This is a genomic window from Providencia sp. PROV129 (genome assembly GCF_028482245.1).
GTDB lineage: Bacteria > Pseudomonadota > Gammaproteobacteria > Enterobacterales > Enterobacteriaceae > Providencia > Providencia vermicola.
The window spans coordinates 35,356-60,047 of record NZ_JAMPQD010000010.1; the positions used below are offsets into that span (position 1 = coordinate 35,356).

Annotated in this window: 20 protein-coding genes; 8 read left to right on the forward strand and 12 right to left on the reverse strand. The window is 41.8% G+C overall.

The window, feature by feature from the left end; all coding sequences use genetic code 11:
• Window positions 1-3: 3 nt before the first annotated feature.
• The 8 genes from ftsL to leuO all read right to left on the reverse strand — a co-directional run bounded on the left by ftsL (window position 4) and on the right by leuO (window position 9,163).
• Window positions 4-324 carry a cell division protein FtsL gene (ftsL, locus tag PSF27_RS06945; RefSeq protein WP_206082706.1) on the reverse strand — a complete coding sequence of 107 codons (321 nt, stop codon included), beginning with the start codon at window positions 322-324 and terminating at the stop codon, window positions 4-6.
• Window positions 324-1,277 carry a 16S rRNA (cytosine(1402)-N(4))-methyltransferase RsmH gene (gene rsmH, locus PSF27_RS06950; RefSeq protein ID WP_206082707.1) on the reverse strand — a complete coding sequence of 318 codons (954 nt, stop codon included), beginning with the start codon at window positions 1,275-1,277 and terminating at the stop codon, window positions 324-326. Before rsmH ends, ftsL begins: the two co-directional genes overlap by 1 nt.
• A 2-nt stretch (window positions 1,278-1,279) precedes the next feature.
• Window positions 1,280-1,738, reverse strand: coding sequence for a division/cell wall cluster transcriptional repressor MraZ (gene mraZ / locus PSF27_RS06955; RefSeq protein WP_206082708.1), 459 nt, complete (start codon window positions 1,736-1,738; stop codon window positions 1,280-1,282).
• Between the two features lie 698 nt (window positions 1,739-2,436).
• On the reverse strand, window positions 2,437-3,453 hold the full coding sequence (gene cra, locus PSF27_RS06960) for a catabolite repressor/activator (protein WP_272681167.1): 1,017 nt from the start codon (window positions 3,451-3,453) through the stop codon (window positions 2,437-2,439).
• An 84-nt stretch (window positions 3,454-3,537) separates the two neighbouring features.
• A complete protein-coding gene (gene ilvN, locus PSF27_RS06965; RefSeq protein WP_206082710.1) occupies window positions 3,538-4,029 on the reverse strand; it encodes an acetolactate synthase small subunit in 492 nt (163 codons plus the stop codon).
• 2 nt (window positions 4,030-4,031) lie between these two features.
• Window positions 4,032-5,759, reverse strand: a complete 1,728-nt coding sequence (gene ilvI, locus PSF27_RS06970; protein WP_206082711.1) for an acetolactate synthase 3 large subunit — start codon at window positions 5,757-5,759, stop codon at window positions 4,032-4,034.
• A 358-nt stretch (window positions 5,760-6,117) separates the two neighbouring features.
• On the reverse strand, window positions 6,118-7,950 hold the full coding sequence (locus tag PSF27_RS06975; protein ID WP_272681168.1) for an AMP-dependent synthetase/ligase: 1,833 nt from the start codon (window positions 7,948-7,950) through the stop codon (window positions 6,118-6,120).
• A 244-nt stretch (window positions 7,951-8,194) separates the two neighbouring features.
• Complete coding sequence (gene leuO / locus PSF27_RS06980; protein ID WP_272681169.1) at window positions 8,195-9,163, reverse strand: transcriptional regulator LeuO; 969 nt, start codon at window positions 9,161-9,163, stop codon at window positions 8,195-8,197.
• Window positions 9,164-10,077: 914 nt separating this feature from the next.
• On the opposite strand from leuO, the gene leuA reads away from it, so the two are divergent.
• The 7 genes from leuA to PSF27_RS07015 all read left to right on the forward strand — a co-directional run bounded on the left by leuA (window position 10,078) and on the right by PSF27_RS07015 (window position 19,025).
• Window positions 10,078-11,655, forward strand: a complete 1,578-nt coding sequence (gene leuA / locus PSF27_RS06985; protein WP_206082714.1) for a 2-isopropylmalate synthase — start codon at window positions 10,078-10,080, stop codon at window positions 11,653-11,655.
• A gap of 2 nt (window positions 11,656-11,657) precedes the next feature.
• Window positions 11,658-12,746 (forward strand): 3-isopropylmalate dehydrogenase, encoded by a 1,089-nt coding sequence (gene leuB, locus PSF27_RS06990; RefSeq protein ID WP_272681170.1) that lies wholly within the window; start codon window positions 11,658-11,660, stop codon window positions 12,744-12,746.
• Between the two features lie 2 nt (window positions 12,747-12,748).
• A complete protein-coding gene (gene leuC / locus PSF27_RS06995) occupies window positions 12,749-14,152 on the forward strand; it encodes a 3-isopropylmalate dehydratase large subunit (RefSeq protein WP_272539108.1) in 1,404 nt (467 codons plus the stop codon).
• An 11-nt stretch (window positions 14,153-14,163) separates the two neighbouring features.
• Window positions 14,164-14,766, forward strand: coding sequence for a 3-isopropylmalate dehydratase small subunit (gene leuD / locus PSF27_RS07000; RefSeq protein WP_206082717.1), 603 nt, complete (start codon window positions 14,164-14,166; stop codon window positions 14,764-14,766).
• A gap of 528 nt (window positions 14,767-15,294) precedes the next feature.
• Complete coding sequence (gene sgrR / locus PSF27_RS07005; protein WP_272681171.1) at window positions 15,295-16,974, forward strand: HTH-type transcriptional regulator SgrR; 1,680 nt, start codon at window positions 15,295-15,297, stop codon at window positions 16,972-16,974.
• A gap of 564 nt (window positions 16,975-17,538) precedes the next feature.
• Entirely contained in the window at window positions 17,539-18,222 is a 684-nt protein-coding gene (gene mutH, locus PSF27_RS07010; protein ID WP_206082719.1) for a DNA mismatch repair endonuclease MutH, read from the forward strand.
• Window positions 18,223-18,293: 71 nt separating this feature from the next.
• Window positions 18,294-19,025, forward strand: a complete 732-nt coding sequence (locus tag PSF27_RS07015) for a TerC family protein (RefSeq protein WP_272681172.1) — start codon at window positions 18,294-18,296, stop codon at window positions 19,023-19,025.
• Here the strand turns inward: PSF27_RS07015 and PSF27_RS07020 are convergent.
• Window positions 19,022-19,270, reverse strand: coding sequence for a helix-hairpin-helix domain-containing protein (locus PSF27_RS07020; RefSeq protein WP_272681173.1), 249 nt, complete (start codon window positions 19,268-19,270; stop codon window positions 19,022-19,024). The genes PSF27_RS07015 and PSF27_RS07020 overlap by 4 nt on opposite strands.
• 151 nt (window positions 19,271-19,421) lie before the next feature.
• Here PSF27_RS07020 and PSF27_RS07025 point away from each other — a divergent pair, with 151 nt between their 5' ends.
• On the forward strand, window positions 19,422-20,297 hold the full coding sequence (locus PSF27_RS07025) for an alpha/beta fold hydrolase (RefSeq protein WP_206082722.1): 876 nt from the start codon (window positions 19,422-19,424) through the stop codon (window positions 20,295-20,297).
• Between the two features lie 65 nt (window positions 20,298-20,362).
• Here the strand turns inward: PSF27_RS07025 and PSF27_RS07030 are convergent, their stop codons facing one another.
• The 3 genes from PSF27_RS07030 to speA all read right to left on the reverse strand — a co-directional run bounded on the left by PSF27_RS07030 (window position 20,363) and on the right by speA (window position 24,577).
• Complete coding sequence (locus PSF27_RS07030) at window positions 20,363-21,142, reverse strand: acetoin reductase (RefSeq protein WP_102137372.1); 780 nt, start codon at window positions 21,140-21,142, stop codon at window positions 20,363-20,365.
• Window positions 21,143-21,479: 337 nt separating this feature from the next.
• Window positions 21,480-22,400 (reverse strand): agmatinase, encoded by a 921-nt coding sequence (gene speB, locus PSF27_RS07035; protein ID WP_272681174.1) that lies wholly within the window; start codon window positions 22,398-22,400, stop codon window positions 21,480-21,482.
• A 272-nt stretch (window positions 22,401-22,672) separates the two neighbouring features.
• Window positions 22,673-24,577: a biosynthetic arginine decarboxylase gene (gene speA / locus PSF27_RS07040; RefSeq protein ID WP_206082724.1), complete on the reverse strand. Its 1,905-nt coding sequence runs from the start codon at window positions 24,575-24,577 to the stop codon at window positions 22,673-22,675.
• Window positions 24,578-24,692: the final 115 nt, after the last annotated feature.

Genomic DNA, 24,692 nt, shown 5'->3' on the forward strand with positions numbered 1-24,692 from the left:
TTTTTATTGTTGAGAAACAATAATTTTTTCTTGTGATGGCTCAACTTGAACCATCTGTAATTTATCAACGGACAAACGCTCAATACGGCTATGGCTCGCTAATGCGTTTTCCTCGAGGATCAGATTGCGCCATTCAATATCCAACGAATCTTTTTCTTCGTACAATTTGTCTTTAGCTGCGGTTAATAAGCGAGTTTCATGTGCCGTTGTAACCACAAACACGGCGCTAATAATAATCGCAGCCAATAAAATCAAAGGAACGATGCCGTAGCGAAATAAATCACGTCCAATTACGCGTGCTAGGCTGTGCCTTTCAGGAACCATTATTGCGTCGCCTTTTCTGCAAAACGCAGCACAGAGCTTCGTGCGCGTGGGTTTTCGTCAATTTCATTATCTGAAGGCTTCATTTTGCCTAAGTCACGTAACTGCGCGCTACCTAATGCTTTAATTTGCGTTTCTGTCAGTGGGATCCCAGCAGGCACACTTGGCCCTTTACTGTTTTTACGGATAAATTGTTTAACTAACCTGTCTTCCAAAGAGTGAAAACTGATCACTGATAAACGCCCTTCTGGTGCTAAAACCCTCATCGCACCGTTTAGTGCCTGCTCAATCTCTTCCAGTTCACTATTGATGTAGATACGAATAGCCTGAAAACTGCGAGTTGCAGGATGTTTATGTCGGTCTTTCATCGGGCTGACTTTTGAAATTAATTCAGCCAGATGGCGTGTTCGTGTTAATGGCTCTTCTTCGGGGTTATGATTGCGTTCCACAATCGCCCTAGCGATACGCTTCGAAAAACGCTCCTCGCCAAAGGTTTTCAGCACCCATGCAATGTCATCAGCCTCTGCGTTCATTAACCATTGCTGTGCCGATTGCCCTTTGGTTGGGTCCATGCGCATATCCAATGGCCCGTCTCGCATAAATGAAAACCCTCTTTCTGGGTCATCCAATTGCGGTGAAGACACGCCTAAATCCAATAAAACACCATCAATTTGCCCTGTTAACCCTTCTTCTTCCACATATTGTGCAATGTCAGAGAACGGGCCATGCTTAATCATAAAACGTGGATCATCAATGGCTTCGGCGGCTTTAATTGCCTCTGGGTCACGGTCAATGGCGATTAAACGCCCATGCTCACCCAATTGACTTAAAATTAAGCGAGAGTGCCCACCTCGACCAAAAGTGCCATCGATATAAATACCATTTGGCTTAATATTCAAGCCATTAACGGCTTCATCCAATAATACGGTTACGTGCTTAAATTGCTGTTGCGTCATTGTTATAGTGACAAATCCTGTAAGCGGGCTGAGAGTGGTTCAGTGGTGAGACGCTCCGCAGCGATATCATTTTCCACTTGTTTGTACCAAGTTTGCTCATCCCAAAGTTCAAATTTATTAATCTGGCCAACCAACATGACCTCTTTGGTTAGCCCTGCGTGTTGGCGCAATGTATTGGCTAACAAAAGACGTCCTGCATTATCCATCTGGCATTCGCTAGCATGACCCAGTAAAAGCCGTTGTACACGTCGTTCTGCTTCGTTCATGGTAGATAAACGAGACAGCTTTTCTTCAATGATTTCCCATTCAGGCAAGGTATAAAGCAGCAGGCACGGCTGGTGAAGGTCAATGGTACAGACCATTTGCCCTTTCGCTTCCTCGGTCAGCATTCCTCGATAACGAGTAGGCACGGTTAGCCGCCCTTTGCTGTCGAGATTAACCAGTGTTGCCCCACGAAACATACCCGATTAAACCCCTTTTATTTCCTAGCTACCCACTTTACCCCACAATTCTCCACATATAAAGTTTACGAATGGTATGAAAATCTTGTCAAGCCAGTCACACCTGGCTTTAGGTTTATTTACAGAACAATTCAGAAAATAGAAGGACGGGTAAAATCTTACTTGGAAAGAAAATAAGAAATAACAAATTGATATAATTAGCTTATTTTATAAATTTCGCACAAAATAGCAAAGTGGCTGTTTATTGTTGAAAAATTACACAAACGACGCTAAATCCAATCTCTATCTCATTTTTAATCAGTGTATTTCGTACCAATTCTTTACTTTTAATCTGTTCGTAAAACAGTGTTGATGCACTGTAAAGATAAAAACGCCTCTCCAGTAAAATAAAACCGTTATATTTCATTGAACTAAACAACTGTTTTAATAAACAGTATTAAAATTACAAAAGAAGTAACCAACCCAATGCAAACCTATGCAAAAACCTTTTTTATTTTTGTTTTTATCGCATTTAGCTTTTGTTACAAAATAAATAAATAATCGACTAGGATAATTCCTAAAGTTAAATATTTACTTATTTTTAGCCTATAAAAAAAGGGCGCCTACATTGTAGGGGCCCTTATATTACTCATAATCGTGATCAACATCACTCATTATTGAATGGCTTTACACTGATCGCCTAAAGTTGCGGCTATTTTTTATTGCTTACGACCTAAACTTCCACGACGACATAAGTCACGACGAATTCGAGTGATACCTGCATCGGGTTTTTGCTTTTCATCGAGGCTAGCTAATACTAGTTCTAAGATACGCTCTGCAATATCACGGTGGCGCTGAGCAAGTGATAGCACAGGGCAACCGAGGAAATCCAATAATTCGTTATCCCCAAAAGTCGCAATAACCATATGCTCAGGCAAACGGCCACTACGTTTAAGAGCCACATCCAGTACACCTTGGAGTAAGGAAAAGGATGTTGTAAATAACGCATCTGGCATCTCATTACCGCTGTCGAGCCAATTCGCAAATACTTCTGCGGCAGCATCTCGCTCGTAGCTATTTGCATACAAATAGTCAACTTCACGTTCACGCGTATCGCCATTCCATGCTTTACGGAAACCTTGTTCACGTAAATAGCTGACAGACAGTTCAGGTAATGCCCCTAAGTACAATACCGATTCAGCTTTGAATTTACGCAATTCAGCTGAAATCATAAAAGCATCTTCTTGGTCATCCCCTACAACACTAATAAAGTGCTCTTTTTCAAGCGCCCTATCCAGTGCAATGATAGGAAGTGAACGGTTCGCCCAGCGCTGATAAAAAGGGTGCTCTGGTGGAAGTGCAGTCGACACAATAATAGCATCAACTTGGCGCTGCAAAAGGTGCTCAACACAACGGATTTCGTTGTCAGGTTGATCTTCAGAACACGCGATTAGCAGTTGGTAGCCACGTTGACGTGCCTGTCTTTCTAGATAATTTGCTATACGTGTATAGCTGGTATTTTCCAGATCAGGGATCACTAACCCAATGGAACGGGTGCGCCCTGCACGTAACCCCGCAGCAACTGCATTTGGATGGTAATTGTGCTCTCTGACGACTGCCATCACTTTTTCAACAGTTTTATCGCTGACTCGATACTGCTTGGCCTTGCCGTTGATCACATAACTAGCCGTTGTGCGGGAAACACCCGCTAGACGGGCTATCTCATCCAGTTTCACGTTAACCTCTTTTTAATTTCGGGAGCAGCCTCGAGTCATTCGAGGCCTTATATCCGAGTATTCTACCTTTGGAAGATAAATTTTTCACCGCATAATTTTGTCACCACGCGAAACACCGACAATACCCGAGCGTACAACTTCAACAATTTCAGCAACACCACGTACTGATTCGATGAAAGCATCCAGTTTATCGCTTGTTCCTGCGAGCTGAACGGTATAAAGCGTTGGTGTAACATCAACGATTTGCCCACGGAAAATATCTGCACAGCGTTTCACTTCATCACGCCCATAACCAGACGCTTGAAGCTTCACTAACATGATCTCACGTTCGATATGTGCTGAAGCCGTCAGCTCACTCACACGCAGAACATCCACCAGCTTGTGCAATTGTTTCTCAATTTGCTCAAGAACTTTCGCATCACCTTTGGTTTGGATAGTCATTCGTGACAATGTTGGGTCATCAGTGGGTGCAACCGTCAAACTTTCAATATTATAACCACGTTGAGAAAACAGACCTATGACACGGGACAAAGCACCTGATTCATTTTCTAATAAAACGGATAAAATACGACGCATAATCAGGTCCTCTCTGTTTTACTCAACCACATTTCGTCCATTGCTCCACCACGGATCTGCATTGGATAAACGTGTTCGGTTTCATCAATATTGATATCAACAAATACTAAGCGTTGGTTTTCATTCACTTCCACAAGCGCTTGCTTGAGTTTTTCTTCCAGTTCATCAGGAGAAGCAATTGAAATTCCAACATGGCCATATGCCTGCGCTAATTTAATAAAATCAGGGAGCGATTGCATATAAGATTGTGAATGGCGGCCTTGATAAATCATATCCTGCCACTGTTTCACCATCCCTAAAAAGCCATTATTGAGGTTCAGAACTAACACAGGCAAGCCATATTGCAATGCCGTTGATAACTCTTGGATATTCATCTGGATGCTGCCATCACCCGTCACACAAACCACTGTTGAGTTTGGATGGGCTAACTTCACCCCTAATGCAGCAGGTAAGCCAAAGCCCATCGTGCCGAGACCACCTGAATTTATCCAATGTCTTGGTTTATCAAAAGGATAATACAATGCGGCAAACATTTGATGCTGACCAACATCAGATGTCACATATGCCTCACCATTTGTTAAACGGTAAATCATTTCAATGGCTTGCTGTGGTTTGACTTTTGTTTGATTGGTTTCATAACGTAGACACTGTTTTTTGCGCCACTCTTCAATGTCTTTCCACCAATCTTTTAATGCATTTTCATCTTGTTTTGCAACAGCTTGATCTAATTGCCCTAACATTTGTTTTAAGGTTGATTTCGCATCACCAACAATCGGAATATCTGCATTTACCGTTTTTGAAATTGAAGTTGGGTCAACGTCAATTTGGATCACAGTCGCATTCGGACAATATTTTTCTAAATTGTTCGTAGTGCGGTCATCAAACCGCACGCCAACAGCAAAAATGACATCTGAATTATGCATGACTTTATTTGCTTCATAAGTCCCATGCATACCTAACATCCCTACGGATTGCTTATGAGTTTCAGGAAATGCCCCTAAGCCCATCAACGTGGATACAACAGGCAATTTTAATGACTCTGCTAATTCAATGATTTCCGCTGAGCAATTGGCGTTAATCGCACCGCCACCAATATAGAAGACGGGTTTTTTCGCAGCGACTAATTTAGAAAGTGCTTTTTTGATCTGCCCTTTGTGCCCTTGCAGTGTAGGGTTATACGAGCGTAAAGAAACAGATTCAGGATAATGATAAGGAAACTTAAGTGCAGGGTTTACCGTATCTTTCGGAAAATCGATAACGACAGGTCCAGGGCGACCACTCGCCGCAATGTAGAAGGCTTTTTTAATCGTCTCAGGAATTTCTTCAGCACTTTTAATTAAGAAACTGTGTTTCACTATCGGGCGAGATATTCCTACCATGTCACATTCTTGGAATGCATCATTACCGATTAAAGAGCTAGCAACCTGCCCTGATAGCACCACCATCGGCACAGAGTCCATATAAGCAGTTGCTATGCCAGTAATCGCATTAGTTGCCCCGGGGCCTGAAGTGACGAGAACTACACCAACATCCCCTGTTGAGCGAGCATAGCCATCGGCCATATGCACTGCGGCTTGTTCATGACGCACCAGAATATGTTCCACACCACCAACGGTATGAAGCGCATCATAAATATCTAATACTGCACCGCCTGGATATCCAAACACGTGCTTTACTCCTTGGTCAATCAATGATTTGACGACCATTTCAGCTCCCGACAACTTCTCCATGAGTTTGCCCCCAGACATTATTTGCAAGTTAAGAGGTATTAATTACCCCTTTATTTTTATCGTTTAAACAGGTTAATGCGTGCTATTAACATATCTCTCTGGCTGAAACGAAGCAAACATCATTTCAGCACAAAAATAGCGAGTATTTCACATCATCTTAAACATTTATCGTTCACAGAGGGAATAACTGCATATGGAAAAAATGGAAGAAATATTGACTATTTTCCAACCAACTAACGACGTGAAATATTTTGTACTGCAGGCAGTAATGAATAAGAAAAAAGAACATGGATGAAATGAATATATAGAAATCAGGCTCACCTACCGACATAGATAAGCCTGATAATAAAACGCTTAATTACTCTTGATACATAGATTCAATTTCTAATTGATAGCGTTCAGAAATAATCTTACGGCGCAATTTCAACGTTGGCGTTAATTCCCCTTTTTCCATTGAAAACGTAGTGGGCAACAAGGTAAAACGCTTAACCTGATGAAAATTCTCTATATTTTTTTGCAGATCTTTTAAGCGAGCTTCAAAAAGTGCCACAATATTAGAATCTTTCAGCAACTCAAGGCGATCACGATATTTTAAGTTAATCGAATGCGCGTACTCTTCTAGGCTGTCATAACAAGGAACTATCAATGCAGAAACAAACTTACGTGCATCGGCAATGACGGCAATATGCTCAATAAATTTGTCTTGGCCTAATACCCCTTCAATCATTTGAGGTGCAATATACTTGCCGTTAGACGTTTTCATTAAGTCTTTGAGCCTATCCGTAATATATAAATTACCTTGCTCGTCAATTTTCCCTGCATCACCTGTTTTTAACCAACCGTCGGAGGTAAACGTGTCTAAGGTTTCATTTGGGCGATTGTAGTAACCTTTCATCACGACAGGGCCCTTGACTTGGATCTCATCATCTTTACCGATACGCACTTCAACCGAAGATAATGGTGTACCAATCGAACCTAGTGGATATTTACCTTCTTCCCAACATGAAACCGTCGCGCATGTTTCTGACATACCATAGCCGTATTTAATATCCACGCCTGCGGATAAGAAAAAGGCAATAACATCGTCATCTAAACGCGCTCCTGCGGCGGGCATAAAACGAATGCGCCCCCCTAACCCCTCGCGTATTTTACTTAAAACCAATTTATCTGCTAATGGGAAGATAGCCTGATTGATTAATGATGGTGTGCCGCCTTTTGACAACGCTTTAATGCGACGTTTACCAAGGGAAATTGCCATCTTAAATAGCATTTTACGTGCCCACGACGCTTTCGATACCTTACTTTGCACCGCACTGTAAACTTTTTCATAGAAACGCGGCACTGCACACATCACCGTTGGTTTGACATCAGCTAGCGCTTCTCGCACTAAATTGGTGTCCGTTAAATAGACGTTAAGTGCCCCCACGTGTATGACATAGAAGCTCCAAGCGCGCTCAAACACATGAGATAACGGTAAAAAGCTTAACGAAATATCATCGGCGGTGAGTTGTAATCGTTCATCGTGCAGATACAGTTGGGCAGCCATATTGTAATAATCCAACATAACGCCTTTTGGCTCACCTGTAGTGCCTGATGTATAGATAATCGTAAATAAATCACTGAGGTTATGGGCTGAAATTCGGGCATCCAGCTCCATTTGGTATTCAGGTTGTGCTTGTGCCATAAAAGTCGACAAGTGTAAGGTTGCCACTGAGTTATCAATCAACTCAACACTCTCGTCCATGACGACAATCATTTTTAATTGCGGGCAAAGCGCAGGCAATTGGCACGCAATGTCATATTGCATTTGTTCACCGACAAACAACACTTTAATGTTGGCATCGTTGATAATATAAGCGGCTTGTTCAACACTGCTGGTCGCATAAAGCGGAACCGTCACTGCTCTAATCTGAAGTGACGCTAAGTCAATCAGTGACCAATTCATGCTGTTATGGGCAAATAACCCAATATGTTCCTGTGTTGAAACTTCTAAGGCCAAGAGGTGGCGAGAAATCGCAGAGATGCGCTCCCCCACTTCATTCCATGTTAATGAGCTTTGTTGCCCATTATTCCATTGACTGAAAGCTATCCGGCTCGCTGATTCGTGTGCGTTAATTCTGCTACGTAAGCGATTGACTAAATGGTATGGATATAGATTTTCAGTAATCAAAGTTAATTCCCTATCGGTCATTATTGATATAAGTCACTCGGTATCTTCACAAGAACTTAACCGTTTCATTATTTCAGCTTACAAGTGTTAGCTGAATATCGGCAGTGTATCGACTAATAACGTAGGAGGAAAGTTTTTGTATGTAAATTTTCTGCAAATGTTATGTTTGCCGCAAAACTCATCATAGTATTCTCTAGAATGAGTGAATTAACTTGTCTTGGAGCCAAGAATCCTATAGTTCAAGGCTCCATTCAGAGTATTTACCTTAAGCCGCGACAGCTTGGTCCAAGAGTTCCGCAATCATTTGGCTGAATTGCGATTTCATCCATTGGTGGCCTTTATCCCTTGCCGTTGATTCATGCCATGTCAGATAACAAGGACGAGACTGACTTTCTAAAAGCAACGGCAAAGTACGTAATTTCAGTTGCCCTGTATAATGTTCAACTAACCATTTAGGCGCAATTGCAACTAAATCGGTTTGTGCAACGATATTTAATACACTACTGAGGTCAGTGCCTTGATAACTAATAGTATGGGACAATTCAGTATTGTAATAATAAGGTTTGCTGAATGAACCAATATTGTCCATTGACATAATTGCGTGTCGTTCATTCATTAAATCATACTCTTTAATAGAATTAACAATTCGTGGATGGTTATTCGCTGTAACTAATACCAGTTCATCATTAAATAAAATCTGATGTTGATATTCGGGTTTTTCGAATTGGTTATATCCAATAAAGAAATCTATTTCTTGATATTTTAACTGATGTGCAATGTTATTATCCAAAAATGAATGAATAAACACATTAATATTAGGTGAGGCCATTTTAAATTTTGCAACAATCATAGCAGCCAGGCGAATATCTAAAGGTGAACAAATCGATAAATTAAATATACGGTCGCTATCTTGTGGATCAAAACCTGCGCCAGGTAATTCATTATGCACTAATTGCAACGCTTGTCTTACAGGCCCAAAAAGCTGTTTTGCCCGCGATGTAGGCTGGATACCACGGCCATAACGAACAAATAGTTCATCGTTAAACATTGACTTTAAACGTGAAACCGCATTACTCACCGCGGGTTGAGACATCCCCAAAACTTGTGCTGCTTTCGTGACATTTTGCATCTGCATAACGACATCAAAAACGGTTAATAAATTTAAATCAACATTACGTAGGTGAATATCGCTGCTTTCTTTTTTACCTGTTGAAATCGTATCAAAATCAGTCATTTTTTACTCCACTAAATATATTTATCATTTTTCATTAACGAAAAGACAAATTCACCTTAAAAATACCGACGAATATATAAACTCGTTAAATATTATTTCTGAAACAACTTATAGATAGTAAGCTATTTCGCTTTCCCTGCATTTATTAAAACGACGTTTCTATTACTTTACTCATTAATTATAATTCACAGAATAGATATCATTATAAAACGCAAACATTCACCAAGGTAATGAGTGATATTTTTGTATTAGAATCACGATTACTCTCAGTAAAAATAATAAAACAATTTCCCGAAGAAATCATAATAAATCGCATTTGGATTCTGTAATTATTCTTATTATCAGATTAATTTTTACTTATTCATTTATTAGACAACTAAGTTAATCAATAGCTATTGATTTTAGTAATTAATTTTATGTGTTTTATCTTTTTTACAAATCATTAAACCCAAAAAAAGCCAACAATAATTTAAAAAACAATAAGTTATATAAATCAAAGACACCGATAAAATTCATTGAAAGAATTTTACCCTAAGTTTAGACTCAAAAAATAGGCAAAAACATCATAGAAATTAGCGAAAATAGTCACATACCCTAATTCAAGGGCTTAATTCACAATTAGTAAAAAACAGTCAGAAATCCATGATTGACATTAACTTTAAGATCACGTATCAATAAATACAGTTTAATTTAGATATTGATGAGAGACAGTTTAAAATGACATTTTCTATTCGCCTACTAAGCCTACTACTACTCGCATTAAATTTGCGCGGTATGCTTATGGACGGAAAATAGAAAGGCACTGTCCACAAACATTAAGAACCCGCGCAACCCGCGGGTTTTTTTATGCCTGCGGCTTTGGAAGAACATAAAACTCAATTTATTAAAACAAAATTCGATATGAGGAACACAATATGAGCAACCAAGTCATTATTTTCGATACCACATTACGTGATGGTGAGCAGGCGTTACAAGCAAGTTTGTCCGTAAAAGAGAAATTACAAATCGCATTCGCATTAGAACGCTTAGGCGTTGATATTATTGAAGCTGGTTTCCCTGTGTCATCACCAGGCGATTTCGAATCAGTTCAAACTATTGCTCGTGAAATTAAAAATAGCCGTATCTGCGCATTGGCTCGTTGTGTTGAAAATGATATCGATGTTGCGGCAGAATCCTTAAAAGTGGCTGAAGCCTTCCGTATCCATATCTTCTTAGCCACCTCCAATTTACATATGGAGAAAAAATTAAATAAGTCGTTTGATGGTGTGATGGATATGGCAATCAACTCTATCAAACGTGCAAGACGCTACACGGATGATGTTGAATTTTCTTGTGAAGATGCAGGACGTACAGACCCTGACAATTTGTGCCGTATTGTTGAAACGGCTATTAATGCAGGTGCAACCACCATTAACATTCCTGATACCGTAGGCTATACAACACCTTATCAATTTGGCGGTATCATTACCGATTTGTATAACCGTGTTCCAAATATTGATAAAGCCATTATTTCAGTTCACTGCCACGATGACTTAGGCATGTCCGTCGCAAACTCTATTAGCGCCGTTCAAGCGGGAGCTCGTCAAGTAGAAGGGACTATTAATGGATTAGGCGAACGCGCTGGAAATACAGCATTAGAAGAAGTCATTATGGCCATTAAATTGCGCGAGCAAATGTTAAATGTCCACACCAATATTAATCACAAAGAAATTTATCGCACTAGCCAATTAGTTAGCCAATTATGCAACACCCCAATCCCAGCCAATAAAGCAGTAGTTGGTAGCAATGCGTTTTCCCACTCCTCAGGTATTCACCAAGATGGCGTATTAAAAAACCGCGAAACTTACGAAATCATGACGCCTGAGTCAATTGGTTTAAAAGCAGAGAAATTAAATTTAACCTCTCGTTCTGGCCGCGCTGCCGTGAAACACCGTATGGAAGAAATGGGCTATCACGAAGGCAAAGACTTCAAATTGGATGAGTTGTACACCGCGTTTTTGAACTTAGCCGATAAAAAAGGTCAAGTGTTTGATTATGACTTAGAAGCCTTGGCTTTCTTTACTAAGCAACAAGATGAAACCGACCACTTTGTGATGGATTATTTCAGTACACAGTCTGGTTCAAGCATTGTGGCAACCGCAACTGTCAAAATGCAGTGTGGCGATGAAGTGAAATCTGAAGCTGCAACAGGCAATGGTCCTGTAGATGCTATCTACCAAGCCTTTAGCAACATCACCAATTACCCAATGAAATTAGTTTCTTATCAGTTATCTGCAAAAGGTCATGGTGAAAACGCATTAGGCCAAGTGGATATCGTGGTGGAATGCCATAACCGTAAGTTCCACGGCATGGGATTAGCGACAGATATCGTTGAATCCTCAGCAAAAGCGATGGTTCACGTCTTAAACAGCATTTGGCGTTCTGAACAAGTCGAAATCGAAAAACAAAAAATAAACCAAGAATTACAATCAAACACAAAGGAAGCAGTGTAACCATGTCTAGTTATCAAATTGCCGTATTACCGGGAGATGGTATCGGTCCAGAAGTAATGGCACAAGCGCATAAAGTCTTGGATGCAGTGAGCAAACGCTTTGCTATTACGATTAACACTAAAGAATATGATGTCGGTGGTGCGGCCATCGATAATCATGGCGAGCCACTGCCACAAGCGACGGTAAAAGGTTGTGAAGAAGCTGATGCGGTGTTGTTTGGCTCAGTTGGCGGCCCAAAATGGGAACATTTGCCACCCGATAGCCAACCAGAACGAGGGGCATTATTACCATTACGTAAGCATTTCAAATTATTCAGCAACCTGCGTCCAGCGCGCTTATACCAGGCCTTAGAGGCATTTTGCCCGTTACGTGCAGATATCGCTGCACAAGGCTTTGATATTCTGTGCGTTCGTGAATTAACAGGTGGTATTTACTTTGGCCAGCCGAAAGGCCGCAAAGGCGAAGGTAGTGAAGAATATGCGTTTGATACCGAAGTGTATCATCGTTACGAAATCGAGCGTATTGCACGTATCGCGTTTGAATCTGCGCGTAAACGTACACATAAAGTGACGTCAATCGATAAAGCAAACGTCTTGCAAAGCTCTGTATTATGGCGTGAGGTTGTCAACCAAATCGCCAAAGAATACCCAGATGTAGAAGTTAATCATATGTATATCGATAACGCTACGATGCAAATGATTAAAGCACCATCGCAGTTTGATGTAGTTTTATGTTCTAACTTATTTGGCGACATTATCTCTGATGAGTGTGCAATGATCACAGGCTCAATGGGCATGTTGCCATCGGCGAGCTTAAATGCAGACGGTTTTGGTTTATATGAACCTGCAGGCGGTTCAGCACCTGATATCGCGGGTAAAAACATTGCAAACCCAATTGCCCAAATTTTATCTGCCTCAATGTTATTACGCTTTAGCTTAAACCAAGCCGATGCTGCTGATGCAATAGAGCGCGCAGTTAACAAAGCATTAGAAGATGGCCACAGAACATCCGATTTAGCGGGTGCGGGCAAATCAATCAGTACCAGTGAAATGGGCGATGTTATTGCTCGTTATATTGCACAAGGGGTTTAATCATGGCCAAAACTTTATATCAAAAATTATATGATGCTCACGTGGTACGTGAAGTCGAAGACGAAATCCCTTTGATTTATATCGACCGTCACTTGGTACACGAAGTCACTTCTCCACAAGCATTTGATGGGTTAAGAACCAAAAACCGTCCATTGCATCAACCAAGTAAAACGTTTGCTACGATGGATCATAACGTATCCACCCAAACCAAAGACATCAATGCTTGCGGTGATATGGCGCGTATTCAAATGCAAGAACTGATGAAAAACTGCAAAGAGTTTGGTGTCACCCTGTATGATTTGAACCACCCATACCAAGGGATAGTTCATGTAATGGGGCCAGAACAAGGGATCACCTTACCAGGTATGACGATTGTGTGTGGGGACTCACACACCGCAACCCATGGCGCTTTCGGTGCATTAGCGTTTGGTATCGGTACGTCAGAAGTTGAGCATGTTATGGCGACCCAGACACTGAAACAAGCTCGTGCAAAAACCATGAAAATTGAAGTGGTCGGCAAGGCGCCTGCAGGCATTACAGCAAAAGATATCGTTTTGGCGATCATTGGTACAACAGGCAGCGCAGGTGGTACAGGCTATATTGTTGAATTTTGTGGTGAAGCCATTGAAAACCTGAGTATGGAAGGTCGCATGACGGTTTGTAATATGGCCATCGAATTGGGTGCAAAAGCAGGTATTATCGCACCAGATGCGACAACATTTGATTACATGAAAGGCCGTCAGTTTGCACCAAAAGGCCAGCAATGGGATGACGCCGTTGCTTATTGGAAGACCTTAAAAACGGATGATGATGCTAAATTTGATAAAGTCATCACCATTCAAGCTAGCAGTATTGCACCACAAGTGACTTGGGGAACCAATCCAGGGCAAGTGATTGCAATCAACCAACCGATCCCTGCACCAGAGTCTTTTGCGGATCCTGTTGAGCGCGCATCTGCTGAAAAAGCGTTAGCTTATATGGGGTTACAATCAGGTATTAAGTTATCTGATGTCAAGATCGATAAAGTGTTTATCGGTTCATGTACTAACTCACGTATTGAAGATTTACGTGCAGCCGCAGCAATTGCTAAAGGCAAAAAAGTGGCTGATGGCGTACAAGCTATTGTGGTTCCAGGATCGGGGCCTGTAAAAGCCCAAGCAGAACAAGAAGGTTTGGATAAAATTTTTATTGATGCAGGCTTTGAATGGCGGTTACCTGGCTGCTCCATGTGCTTAGCCATGAACAATGACCGCTTAAACCCAGGTGAACGTTGCGCGTCCACCAGTAACCGTAACTTTGAAGGTCGCCAAGGCCGAGCAGGTCGCACCCATTTAGTCAGCCCTGCAATGGCAGCTGCGGCGGCGATTAATGGTCATTTCGCTGATGTTCGCGATATTCAGATTTAAAGGAGAGAAAAATGGATAAGTTAATCACCCATGTGGGCATTGTTGCTCCTTTAGACGCCGCGAATGTGGACACTGACGCGATTATTCCAAAGCAATTTTTACAAAAAGTCACCCGCACAGGTTTTGGTCAACATTTATTTAATGACTGGCGTTTTTTAGATGAGAATGGTCAGCAGCCTAACCCTGATTTTGTACTGAATAAACCTGTTTTCAAAGGGGCGAGTATTTTGTTAGCCCGCGAAAACTTTGGCTGCGGATCGTCTCGTGAACACGCCCCATGGGCACTGACGGATTTTGGTATCCAAGTGGTTATTGCACCAAGCTTTGCAGATATTTTTTACGGCAACTCATTCAATAACCAACTGTTGCCAATCAAATTAAGCGAGCAAGAAGTGGATGAGATGTTTAACTACGTCAACAGCCACGAAGGTTGCCAGTTTACCGTTGATTTAGAAGCACAAACGGTCACTGCAGGGGATAAAACCTATCATTTTGATATTGATAGTTTCCGCCGTCATTGCATGATGAATGGGTTAGATAGCATTGGTTTGACATTGCAACATGTCGACCAAATAAAGAATTATGAGCAACAAATCCCAACCTTTATGAACTAAGATACTCGTCATATTTCACGTGGCAACGGCTTCACTACGCCTGCTTCGGTAGGCGTATTTCCCCTTTTATCTCACATTTATTCATATATAGCCGCTTTTCACCTCAAAAATGCGGAATTAACCCTTCTTAACAAATTTACGACTCCAAACGACTTCCCTATTAATTTCTTCCTGTATAATTAATAACAAAATAAATTTTTGCTTTTGCTTTTGCTTTTACTTTTGCTTTTAACTGACCGATTTTTTCTAAATAGTTTGAGGTGTGGCTAGGCGGCAAGCGAAGATAGCTTGGGGAGCATACACAAGTATGTGACCCAAGTAGCTGAGCGCAGTCAACAACGCCACAGCGCAAAATATGACGAAAAAATAAAAAAAAGCCGGCGAACCGGCTCGGTGATATATACACCATTACTCTAAATGGGGGAGTCGGCTTGCAATTGCACGCCAAACGAGCTACTTACTGCCACCTATTATCCGCAGATATTAGGAAATTAAAATTGATGCAATTTTTGCCGGAGTTCCTCTTTTATGTCTAATACACGCTTACAAACACAATTCGTTCGCCTCTGGCAACATTTTCAAGGGCACGATAGTGAAACCACGTTGCAGGATATTGCTGATATCTTGTTCTGTTCGCGCCGTCATGTACGAACGTTATTAAATAACATGCAAGGCCATGGTTGGTTAAGTTGGCAAGCGGAATCTGGTCGAGGCAAGCGTTCTACACTTATTTTCCATGTGAATGGGTTAGAACTCCAGCAAGCCCAAGCAGAACAACTGCTTAAAGAGGAAAGCATTGAAAAACTCGTGGCGTTAGTGGGTGATAAAGAAACTATCCGACAAATGGTGCTTTCCGAATTAGAGCGTAGCTATCGGCAAGGAAAAAATCTCTTACGCATTATTTATTACCGTGATTTCCCCAATTTATTGCCGGGAGCCCCCATGCGCCGCTCCGAAATTCATTTAATGAGCCAAATTTTTAATGGGTTAACCCATATAAATGAGGAAAAAGGGGAAGTAGAAGACGGGCTAGCCCACCACTGGCAGGACATCAGTGACACCCATTGGCGTTTCTATTTACGCCCTGCTATCTATTTCCATCATGGGCGGGAAATGCTTGCGGAAGATATTATTCACTCATTATTACGTTTAAAACAGTGCTGGCCGCTATTTTCCCATATTCAATCTGTGAGTTCACCACTGCCTTATGTCATTGATATTCAGTTAAATCAGCCTGATAAACAACTGCCTTGGTTGTTAGGTAGTCACCATGCGGCTATTTTACCTAAAGAATGGGAAAGCCTAGAAAACTTTAACCGCTACCCTATTGGCACTGGCCCCTACCAAGTTGATAAAAACCTGCCTCAAAAGCTGACCATTACCGCCTTTGACCGCTACTTTGGTTATCGCGCGCTCTTGGATGAGGTCACCATTTGGGTTGTACCTGAACTTTCAGAACAAATGGTGTGTACCACTCTAAAAATGGATGGTGATAAACACCATAATGATTCCTTAGAAAGCCGTATGGAAGAAGGTTGTTATTTTTTATTGATGGATCAACGCTCTGAGTTATCACAGCGGGAAGACGTTCGCAAATGGCTATGCAGCTTTCTCACGCCTGTCAACCTACTTGCTCATTGTGAACCTTTTTACCAGCGCCATTGGGCACCTGCTTATGGTTTATTGCTGCACTGGCATCACAGCAAAATGCTAACGTTATTTCCCAAACCTGACGACCTCACAGAGCTAACGGTCACATTTTACCATCACCACCACGAGTTCTATGCAATCAGCCAAATTATGAAGCGAGTGTTGCATAAACAAGGGGTCGAGTTAAAAATCAACATTGTTGACTATGATGACTGGTTTAACGGCAATTCCCAAAGTGATATTTGGCTAGCCACCGCCAATTTCTTTAAACCCCTTGAGTTTTCTATCTTTGCCACCTTGTATGAAATGCCACTATTACGTCAGTGCCTTGGTGATAGCCTCGATACGCAATTAAATCAATGGCGAAATAATACTTTTGATGTCGAAGCGTGGTGTGAAAGCTTAATTGACTCACAAATCTTTCATCCTATATTTCACCACTGGCTTGAGTTGCAAGGTCAACGCACTATGCGCGGCGTTAGGATGAATACCTTTGGTTGGTTTGATTTTAAATCCGCATGGTTTAAGCCTTCTGAGGATAACCTGTCTAATTTATGATAGTTATAAACAGCCAAAGTGAATAATAAGGATGTTATTCACTTTTTCTGTGGATATCCATGTGAACAACCCTATAGCAATCAGGGTATATCCCCAAATCAGGTTTTTATCAAAAATAATTAAAATCTAATAAACTTTGATAAATCAACGAAATAAAGCCCCAAAAAACACGTTATCCACTGGTTAATTTTTTCACTAAAAAGCTTAGGACTTTAACTGAGCAAATATCAAACAACGTCGTATTTATCCACAACTAATGTGTTTAACTTACTCTATTTTTGTGATGAACGTCATAAAACCCCATTCGTCAAGGCTGTAAATACACACAGTAATCACTGTTTTACACAGTTATCCAGAAAACCTGTGGATAACCTAGTGTATGATCCTGTGATTATCTTGGGATGAACATGAATAACCCGATAAACAAAATTTAATACCGTTGGATAAAAAGCATTAACTACATATATATCATGCAGTTAAAAATAGTCATGAAAAAGTGTTATACTCTCTTAGTTATGTGAATTATTTTTGACTGTTTTTTATACATTTAATTTTTAGAGCATTATGTCATTTACGCCACCACAACCACCAGATAACGAAGCTACCTTAATGAGTCGGGCTCAAGCGCTTGCCGGCTATACTTTAGGTGAACTCGCCCAAATTGCCAGTGTCCCTATCCCCCCCGATCTAAAACGTGATAAAGGCTGGGTAGGCATGCTACTTGAATATTATTTAGGGGCGAGTGCAGGTAGTAAGGCGGAGCAAGATTTTGCCCACATTGGCGTTGAGCTCAAAACTATCCCTATCGACCGCCATGGTGTTCCTCTCGAAACGACCTTTGTCTCCGTTGCCCCTTTAACAGGGAACAGCGGTTTAACATGGGAAAATAGCCATGTACGGCGTAAACTATCGCGTATACTGTGGTTTCCTATTGAAGGTGAACGCCAAATTCCCTTAGCGGAACGTCGGGTCGCTAACCCAGTAATTTGGAGCCCATCCCCGCTTGAGGAACAGTTACTACGGCAAGATTGGGAAGAATTAATGGATTTGATTGTGTTGGGAAAAGTCGAAACAATTACGGCACGCCATGGGCAAGTTCTACAAATCCGCCCAAAAGCGGCAAACAATAAGGCTCTGACAGAAGCCATTGGCGAGTTTGGCCAACCCATTATGACGCTTCCTCGCGGTTTCTACCTTAAAAAAGATTTTACCGCCCCACTGTTAGCTCGGCATTTTAATCTCACTTAATCAACAAGGTGTCGCCTGTACCAAAGCAGACGATAAACATTTATCCCTGTTTCATAATAAAAGGTACACAGATGTTTGAATGGATACTCGACCCCAATGCTTGGATGGCACTTGCCACTCTAACCATTTTGGAAATAGTTTTAGGTATCGATAATATTATTTTTTTGAGTATCGTAGTGAGTAAGCTCCCCGCTCACCAACAAAATAGTGCCCGGCGTACAGGGCTAATTGCAGCGATGGTCATGCGCCTTGCCTTATTAGCCTCAATTGCCTGGTTATCACGCCTCACAACCCCGTTATTCACCATTGCAGACCATGTCGTTTCCGCTCGAGATATCATTTTATGTGCAGGGGGAATTTTCCTGATATGGAAAGCCAGCCAAGAAATTTTTGAAACTATTGAAGGAGAGGATGAAAACAATCTTGCGCAGCGGCAAGTGCATTCATTTTGGGGCGCTATTGTACAAATTGCCCTGTTAGATATTATTTTTAGCCTCGATTCCGTTATCACCGCCGTTGGGCTTTCTGATCACCTGTTTATTATGATGGCCGCAGTGATTATTGCAGTGCTTATCATGATGTTAGCCGCAAAAAGTATTGGTGACTTTGTCGAACGCTACCCATCCGTTAAAATTCTCGCGCTCTCTTTTTTAATTTTAGTCGGCTTTACACTGATACTCGAAAGCGTACAAGTTCATGTTGCTAAAGGGTATATCTATTTTGCAATGTTCTTTTCCATGACCGTTCAAATGCTCAATATCCTGCGCAGCAAAAAATGGAAAATGAAACACAAAGTAGATTAACGCTCTGATTCAAGCGCTTGCTTTGCAGCTAAGATAGCCCCTTCAACTGCTTTCTTAGCTTGTGGGCTATTTTTCCAGCAACTTGAACCTGTAAGTGCAGCACCAGCAATTAAAATTTCATCATAAGATGCTTCACTAAGCTGAGCCAATGATGAAAACCCCATCTGTTCCAAACGGCTGATCACCATCGGGCCAACCCCTTTCACTGCCAATAAAACCTGCTTTTCTGACGCCGAAAATGCCATGAACACCTCTTTTCGTTAATTATTCAGCTAATATTTTGCAATTTACCTCTTTAATACTTTAAAATTGCAACCATAACAATGCCAGTTTGAATAATTATTAACTGAACTATCTTATCACCCAATCTTTCTTTGCCTGTTTTAGGAATTTACCATGTACAATGTGCCGTTGATTAACCCACGCCAACACTTCATGACGCTCTCTGATGGCCGTCAACTTTGCTGGTTTGAATCAGGGCCCAAAACAGGTTTTCCTGTGATTTTTTGTACTGGTGCAGGAATGAGTGGCAACCTTGGCTTTGGCTTAGATTTGCTGGAAAAATACAACATTCGCTTAATTGTGCCAGAACGTGCTGGCCTCGGTGATTCCACTTTTCACGCCAAAAAATCATTAAAAAGCTTTGCATTCGATATTCAAGCACTACTTGATAACCTAGCAATTAACCAATTTTCGGTACTGGGTTTTTCCCAAGGTGGTGTTTTCGCGATGGCGGTTGCCCATTATTGCCAGCCTGTTTCCCTTTCGATTGTGTCTGGGCAAGACCAATTCGAATACCCTGCGACTCGCGCTAAATTAACCGCTGACGTAGTGAATATGCAGGAACAAGCACTGAATACACCTGAGAACTTATCCGACTGGTTACAGAAAAATGTCACTGGCGAATGGTTACTAGCGTTTATCCTCAATTGCAGTGCAGAAATCGACCAACAGTTATACAATGAAGCACATTTTTTAGAGGCCTATACCGATTGTATACGCCGTGCTTTTTCTCAAGGCAATCAAGGCTATGTGCAGGATTTATTGCTTTCCCTGCAGAACTGGGAGTTCACCCCTGAAGACATCACCTGCCCAACCTCATTATGGTATGGTGAATTGGATATGAGCACCGTGCATTCCCCTGATTTTGGCGATGTTTTGGCCGACCGTTTTTTCAACTGTAGCCATCATTTATACACACAAGAAGGCGGTTCCTTGCTTTGGACACAAGCCGACGCTATTTTAACTGACCTGCAAAACCACGCCGCATAACATAAAAAGCCGCGGTGAATAATTCACAGCGGCTATCATTGCCATCTTAATATTACTACCTTCTATTAACGGTAAACGATCCCGCCATCCGTCAGGATAGATTGTCCTGTAATATAGTCAGAGTCATCGCTTGCTAAGAACGCCACTAAGCCCGCGACATCATCAGGAGTTTGAGCACGGCCTAATGCGATACCTTCAACATATTTTTTGTAAGTCTCACCTTTTGGCGCGCCTGTAATTTCAGCAAAGCGCTCATCGATTTCCACCCACATGTCTGTCCCAACAATACCTGGGCAATATGCATTTACAGTAATACCTGAACTTGCGTACTCTTTCGCCGCCGCTTGTGTTAAAGCACGCACCGCAAATTTGGTTGCTGAATATACACCTAACATAGCGAAACCGTCATGGCCTGCAATAGAAGAGGCATTAATGATTTTCCCTTTGTGCTTACGCTCTTGGAATTTCTCACTGGCAGCTTGAATACCCCACATAGTGCCATCTACATTGATTTTGAAGATTAAATCCATATCTTCTTGGCGAACATCAGCGATTGGCTTAACTTGCGCAATCCCTGCGTTGTTGATCATCACATCAAAACCACCTAGCTCAGCTTCTGCATGAGCAACCGCTGCAAACACTTGGTCACGCTGGCTAATATCCGCAGCAAACGTCGTGACTTTACGACCTAATGCTTCAATTTCTTTAGCCACATCTTGCAGTTTGTCTTTTTTCAAATCAACCAGTGCAATGTCCGCACCTTCTTTTGCTAAACGCAGTGCAATACCACGACCAATTCCCTGTGCCGCTCCGGTCACTAAAATAACTTTGTTATTTAAAGCCATACTGTTCTCCTACTTATTCATAGCCAAAATGACTAGTCCACCATGACTTATAAGTTAACAATAATAACAATAAGTTACAAAGAAATGATTTTAATCTACCATTTGGAACTTATAAAAAACATTTCACTATCTGATAGAGCTATTTATTTTACTCACCAACGAAAAGTACACAAATTCGTAAATTAGCAGGTATTCGTTAATAAAAATCATTCTCAAACAAGTGAGCAAAAAGTGCGAAACTCCACTATTTAATACACGATTGTTGAATATACCAACATAAAAAAGCCACCAATTTGGTGGCTTCATGATAGCTAACTATATCGCTATAAGCGGATAATTATTTTTTAGACGCTTGAATATGCAGCATTTCTAAAGCAATCGATGCCGCGGCTAATGCGGTGATTTCAGATTGGTCATAAGCGGGAGCCACTTCCACTAAATCCATCCCAACGATATTTAATGGCTGTAAACCACGCAGTAATTTCAGTGCACGGTCTGACGTTAAACCGCCAACGACTGGTGTGCCTGTGCCTGGTGCAAACGCAGGGTCAAGGCAGTCAATGTCAAAGGTTAGGTACACTGGCATGTCACCCACGATCTCTTTAATTTGCGCTACCATCTCGTCCACACCGCGGTCATTCACTTGCCCTGCATCGAGTACAGTGAAACCGTTGTCGCTATCGTGCTCAGTACGGATACCAATTTGCACTGAACGCGTTGGGTCAATCAAACCTTCTTTTGGTGCATGATAGAACATGGTGCCATGGTCATATTGACTACCATTGCCGTAAGTGTCAGTGTGAGCATCAAAATGCACTAGAGCCATTTTGCCGAAGTGTTTTGCATGTGCACGTAACAATGGCAGCGTGACAAAGTGGTCACCTCCAAAGGTTAAGCAACGTTTGCCTGACTCTAACAGTTTTTCAGTATGTGCTTGCAGTTTATCGCACATGTCTTGTGCATCACCAAAAGCAAACACGACATCGCCGCAATCTACCACGTTTAAACGTTCTGTCAGTTTGAAGTTCCACGGCCAACGATGGCTTTCCCATGCTAGGTTCGTAGATACTTGACGGATTGCCGCAGGCCCATGACGGCTACCTGCACGGCCAGAGGTTGCCATATCAAATGGCACACCTGTAATAACCCACTCAGCGTCTGAGCTATATGGTTGAAAATTCAGTGGGAAACGTAAAAAACCAAATGCGTTAGAAACCAGTGAATTATCAACTTGATTACCTAATGTACTATTAATCATTTTTTATTCCTCAAAATAGACCCGCCTATTAGCAAGCCCCTTTAATATTTGGTTCGAATGGTTTTTACCTAATCAACTTCGCACAGTATAAATAACAAGTCATGTTATGCGCATAAAGTTATTATCTATTCACCTTATTGATGCGCTAAATAGTTCGCGTTGTGGCTAGGCGGCAAGAGAGGATATCTCGGGGAGCATACAAGAGTATGTGACCCGAGTAGCCGAGTGCAGCCAACACCGCCACAGCACGAAATATGACGAGCATTAAGTATTTATTCGTCTTCTAAATAAGTATAACCATACAACCCATTTTCGAACTCTGCCACAAAGTCTTTTTGCAGCTGCTCGCTCAGCCCCGTACCTTTGACTTGCTCTGTAAAACTGTCTAACAGTACCTCTGGCACCAGTTTGACGTATTGCAGCATATCTGCCACTGAGTCGCCTTCTTCACTTTGTAGGTAACGAATATTACCTTGGCTATCGACCCAAACATCAATTGCTGCAGTATCTCCGAATAGGTTATGCATGTTGCCTAAGATTTCTTGATAGGCACCTATCATAAAGAAACCAATCATTGGTGGGTTTTCTGGATCATACGCTGGCATTGGCATGGTGGTTTCGACACCATCACCATCAACGTAATGGTCGATGATCCCATCAGAGTCACACGTGATATCTAAGAGCACCGCACGACGGTCTAACGGTTTATCTAAGCCTTCAATCGGTAACACAGGGAAAACTTGGTCAATTCCCCATGAATCTGGCAGAGATTGGAATAATGAGAAATTTACATAGAACTTATCTGCCATGCGCTCTTGCAGCTCGTCGATGATTGGACGGTGAGCGCGGTTGCTTGGGTCTAAGTCTTGCTGGATGCGACGGCAAATATTGAGGTATAGCTCTTCTGCCCATGCGCGTTGAGTTAAATCAAGTACGCCATGAGCATACTGGGTATGGGCTTCTTGCAAGTCGAACTGGCTATCATGCAACCATTCACGTAGCGAACGACTATTGCCTTGGTGCTGCATAGACTCCCATGTTTCCCACAGTGATACCAAAGAGCGTGGTGCGTCTTCATCTGGCGGTGAGGTTTTGGTAAATTCGTTACGCTCAACACCGATAACATTCGAGACCAACACAGTATGGTGCGCTGTCAATGCACGACCTGATTCCGTAATGACGGTTGGATGTGGAAGGTCAAATTCTTCACACGCATCGCCAATTGCCCAAATCACATTATTCGCGTACTCGTTCAAGCCATAGTTAACTGAACAATCGGACTGCGAACGTGTTCCTTCATAGTCAACGCCTAAACCACCACCCACATCAAAGCATTGAATATTGACACCTAAACGATGCAACTCCACATAAAAACGTGCAGATTCACGAACCCCTGTCGCGATATCGCGAATATTGGCCATTTGTGAGCCTAAATGGAAATGCAGTAATTGCAGGCTATCTAGGCGATTTGCATTGCGTAAAATTTCCACCAATTGCAGAACTTGCGTAGCCGCCAAACCAAATTTTGATTTCTCGCCGCCACTGGCTTGCCATTTGCCTGATCCTTGAGAGGCTAAACGTGCGCGCACACCTAAACGAGGCGTCACATTCAAGCTTTCCGCTTCTTTTAACACCATCTCAATTTCAGACATTTTTTCGATCACAAGATAAACCTTATGACCCAATTTTTCCCCGATTAACGCTAAGCGAATATATTCACGGTCTTTATAACCATTACAGACGATGACGGTTTGTGTTTTGCCTGCGTTGGCGAGTACCGCCATAAGTTCCGCTTTCGAACCTGCCTCAAGCCCTAATGGTTCTCCTGAATTAACCAATGACTCAATCACGCGGCGCTGCTGATTTACCTTAATTGGATAAACCAAAAAATAGTCGCCTTTATAGCCATAGGATTCACGAGCACGTCTAAATGCGGCATTAATTGAACGCAAACGGTGCTGTAAGATTTGAGGAAAACAGAACAATGCAGGCAAGCGCAAATGCTCTTGTTCTTCTTTGACTTGGTTAACTAATTCAGCAAGATCAACAAAAGTGTCAGGGTTTTCAGGGTTTGGGCAAACACAGACATTTCCGCGCTCATTCACCTGATAGTAACCACCGCCCCAATACGCAATGTTATAGGTCTGGCGCATTTTGCGTGCGATATTATCATTCATAATAAACTCCTGTATGGAGGGGTGAGTGGCGCGCTCTCATTCCTGATATATGTCAGTAAAGACATAGCACTGGCAAGCAGTTATATCGGAGGAAACGGCAATACTCAGATTTTAA

What these genes read in the sequence shown, in the direction of transcription:
- ftsL (WP_206082706.1), bottom strand. Translation starts at nt 324, where the DNA reads ATGGTTCCTGAAAGGCACAGCCTAGCACGCGTAATTGGACGTGATTTA.
- rsmH (WP_206082707.1), bottom strand. Translation starts at nt 1,277, where the DNA reads ATGACGCAACAGCAATTTAAGCACGTAACCGTATTATTGGATGAAGCC.
- mraZ (WP_206082708.1), bottom strand. Translation starts at nt 1,738, where the DNA reads ATGTTTCGTGGGGCAACACTGGTTAATCTCGACAGCAAAGGGCGGCTA.
- ilvN (WP_206082710.1), bottom strand. Translation starts at nt 4,029, where the DNA reads ATGCGTCGTATTTTATCCGTTTTATTAGAAAATGAATCAGGTGCTTTG.
- ilvI (WP_206082711.1), bottom strand. Translation starts at nt 5,759, where the DNA reads ATGGAGAAGTTGTCGGGAGCTGAAATGGTCGTCAAATCATTGATTGAC.
- PSF27_RS06975 (WP_272681168.1), bottom strand. Translation starts at nt 7,950, where the DNA reads ATGACCGATAGGGAATTAACTTTGATTACTGAAAATCTATATCCATAC.
- leuO (WP_272681169.1), bottom strand. Translation starts at nt 9,163, where the DNA reads ATGACTGATTTTGATACGATTTCAACAGGTAAAAAAGAAAGCAGCGAT.
- leuA (WP_206082714.1), top strand. Translation starts at nt 10,078, where the DNA reads ATGAGCAACCAAGTCATTATTTTCGATACCACATTACGTGATGGTGAG.
- leuB (WP_272681170.1), top strand. Translation starts at nt 11,658, where the DNA reads ATGTCTAGTTATCAAATTGCCGTATTACCGGGAGATGGTATCGGTCCA.
- leuC (WP_272539108.1), top strand. Translation starts at nt 12,749, where the DNA reads ATGGCCAAAACTTTATATCAAAAATTATATGATGCTCACGTGGTACGT.
- leuD (WP_206082717.1), top strand. Translation starts at nt 14,164, where the DNA reads ATGGATAAGTTAATCACCCATGTGGGCATTGTTGCTCCTTTAGACGCC.
- sgrR (WP_272681171.1), top strand. Translation starts at nt 15,295, where the DNA reads ATGTCTAATACACGCTTACAAACACAATTCGTTCGCCTCTGGCAACAT.
- mutH (WP_206082719.1), top strand. Translation starts at nt 17,539, where the DNA reads ATGTCATTTACGCCACCACAACCACCAGATAACGAAGCTACCTTAATG.
- PSF27_RS07015 (WP_272681172.1), top strand. Translation starts at nt 18,294, where the DNA reads ATGTTTGAATGGATACTCGACCCCAATGCTTGGATGGCACTTGCCACT.
- PSF27_RS07020 (WP_272681173.1), bottom strand. Translation starts at nt 19,270, where the DNA reads ATGGCATTTTCGGCGTCAGAAAAGCAGGTTTTATTGGCAGTGAAAGGG.
- PSF27_RS07025 (WP_206082722.1), top strand. Translation starts at nt 19,422, where the DNA reads ATGTACAATGTGCCGTTGATTAACCCACGCCAACACTTCATGACGCTC.
- PSF27_RS07030 (WP_102137372.1), bottom strand. Translation starts at nt 21,142, where the DNA reads ATGGCTTTAAATAACAAAGTTATTTTAGTGACCGGAGCGGCACAGGGA.
- speB (WP_272681174.1), bottom strand. Translation starts at nt 22,400, where the DNA reads ATGATTAATAGTACATTAGGTAATCAAGTTGATAATTCACTGGTTTCT.
- speA (WP_206082724.1), bottom strand. Translation starts at nt 24,577, where the DNA reads ATGAATGATAATATCGCACGCAAAATGCGCCAGACCTATAACATTGCG.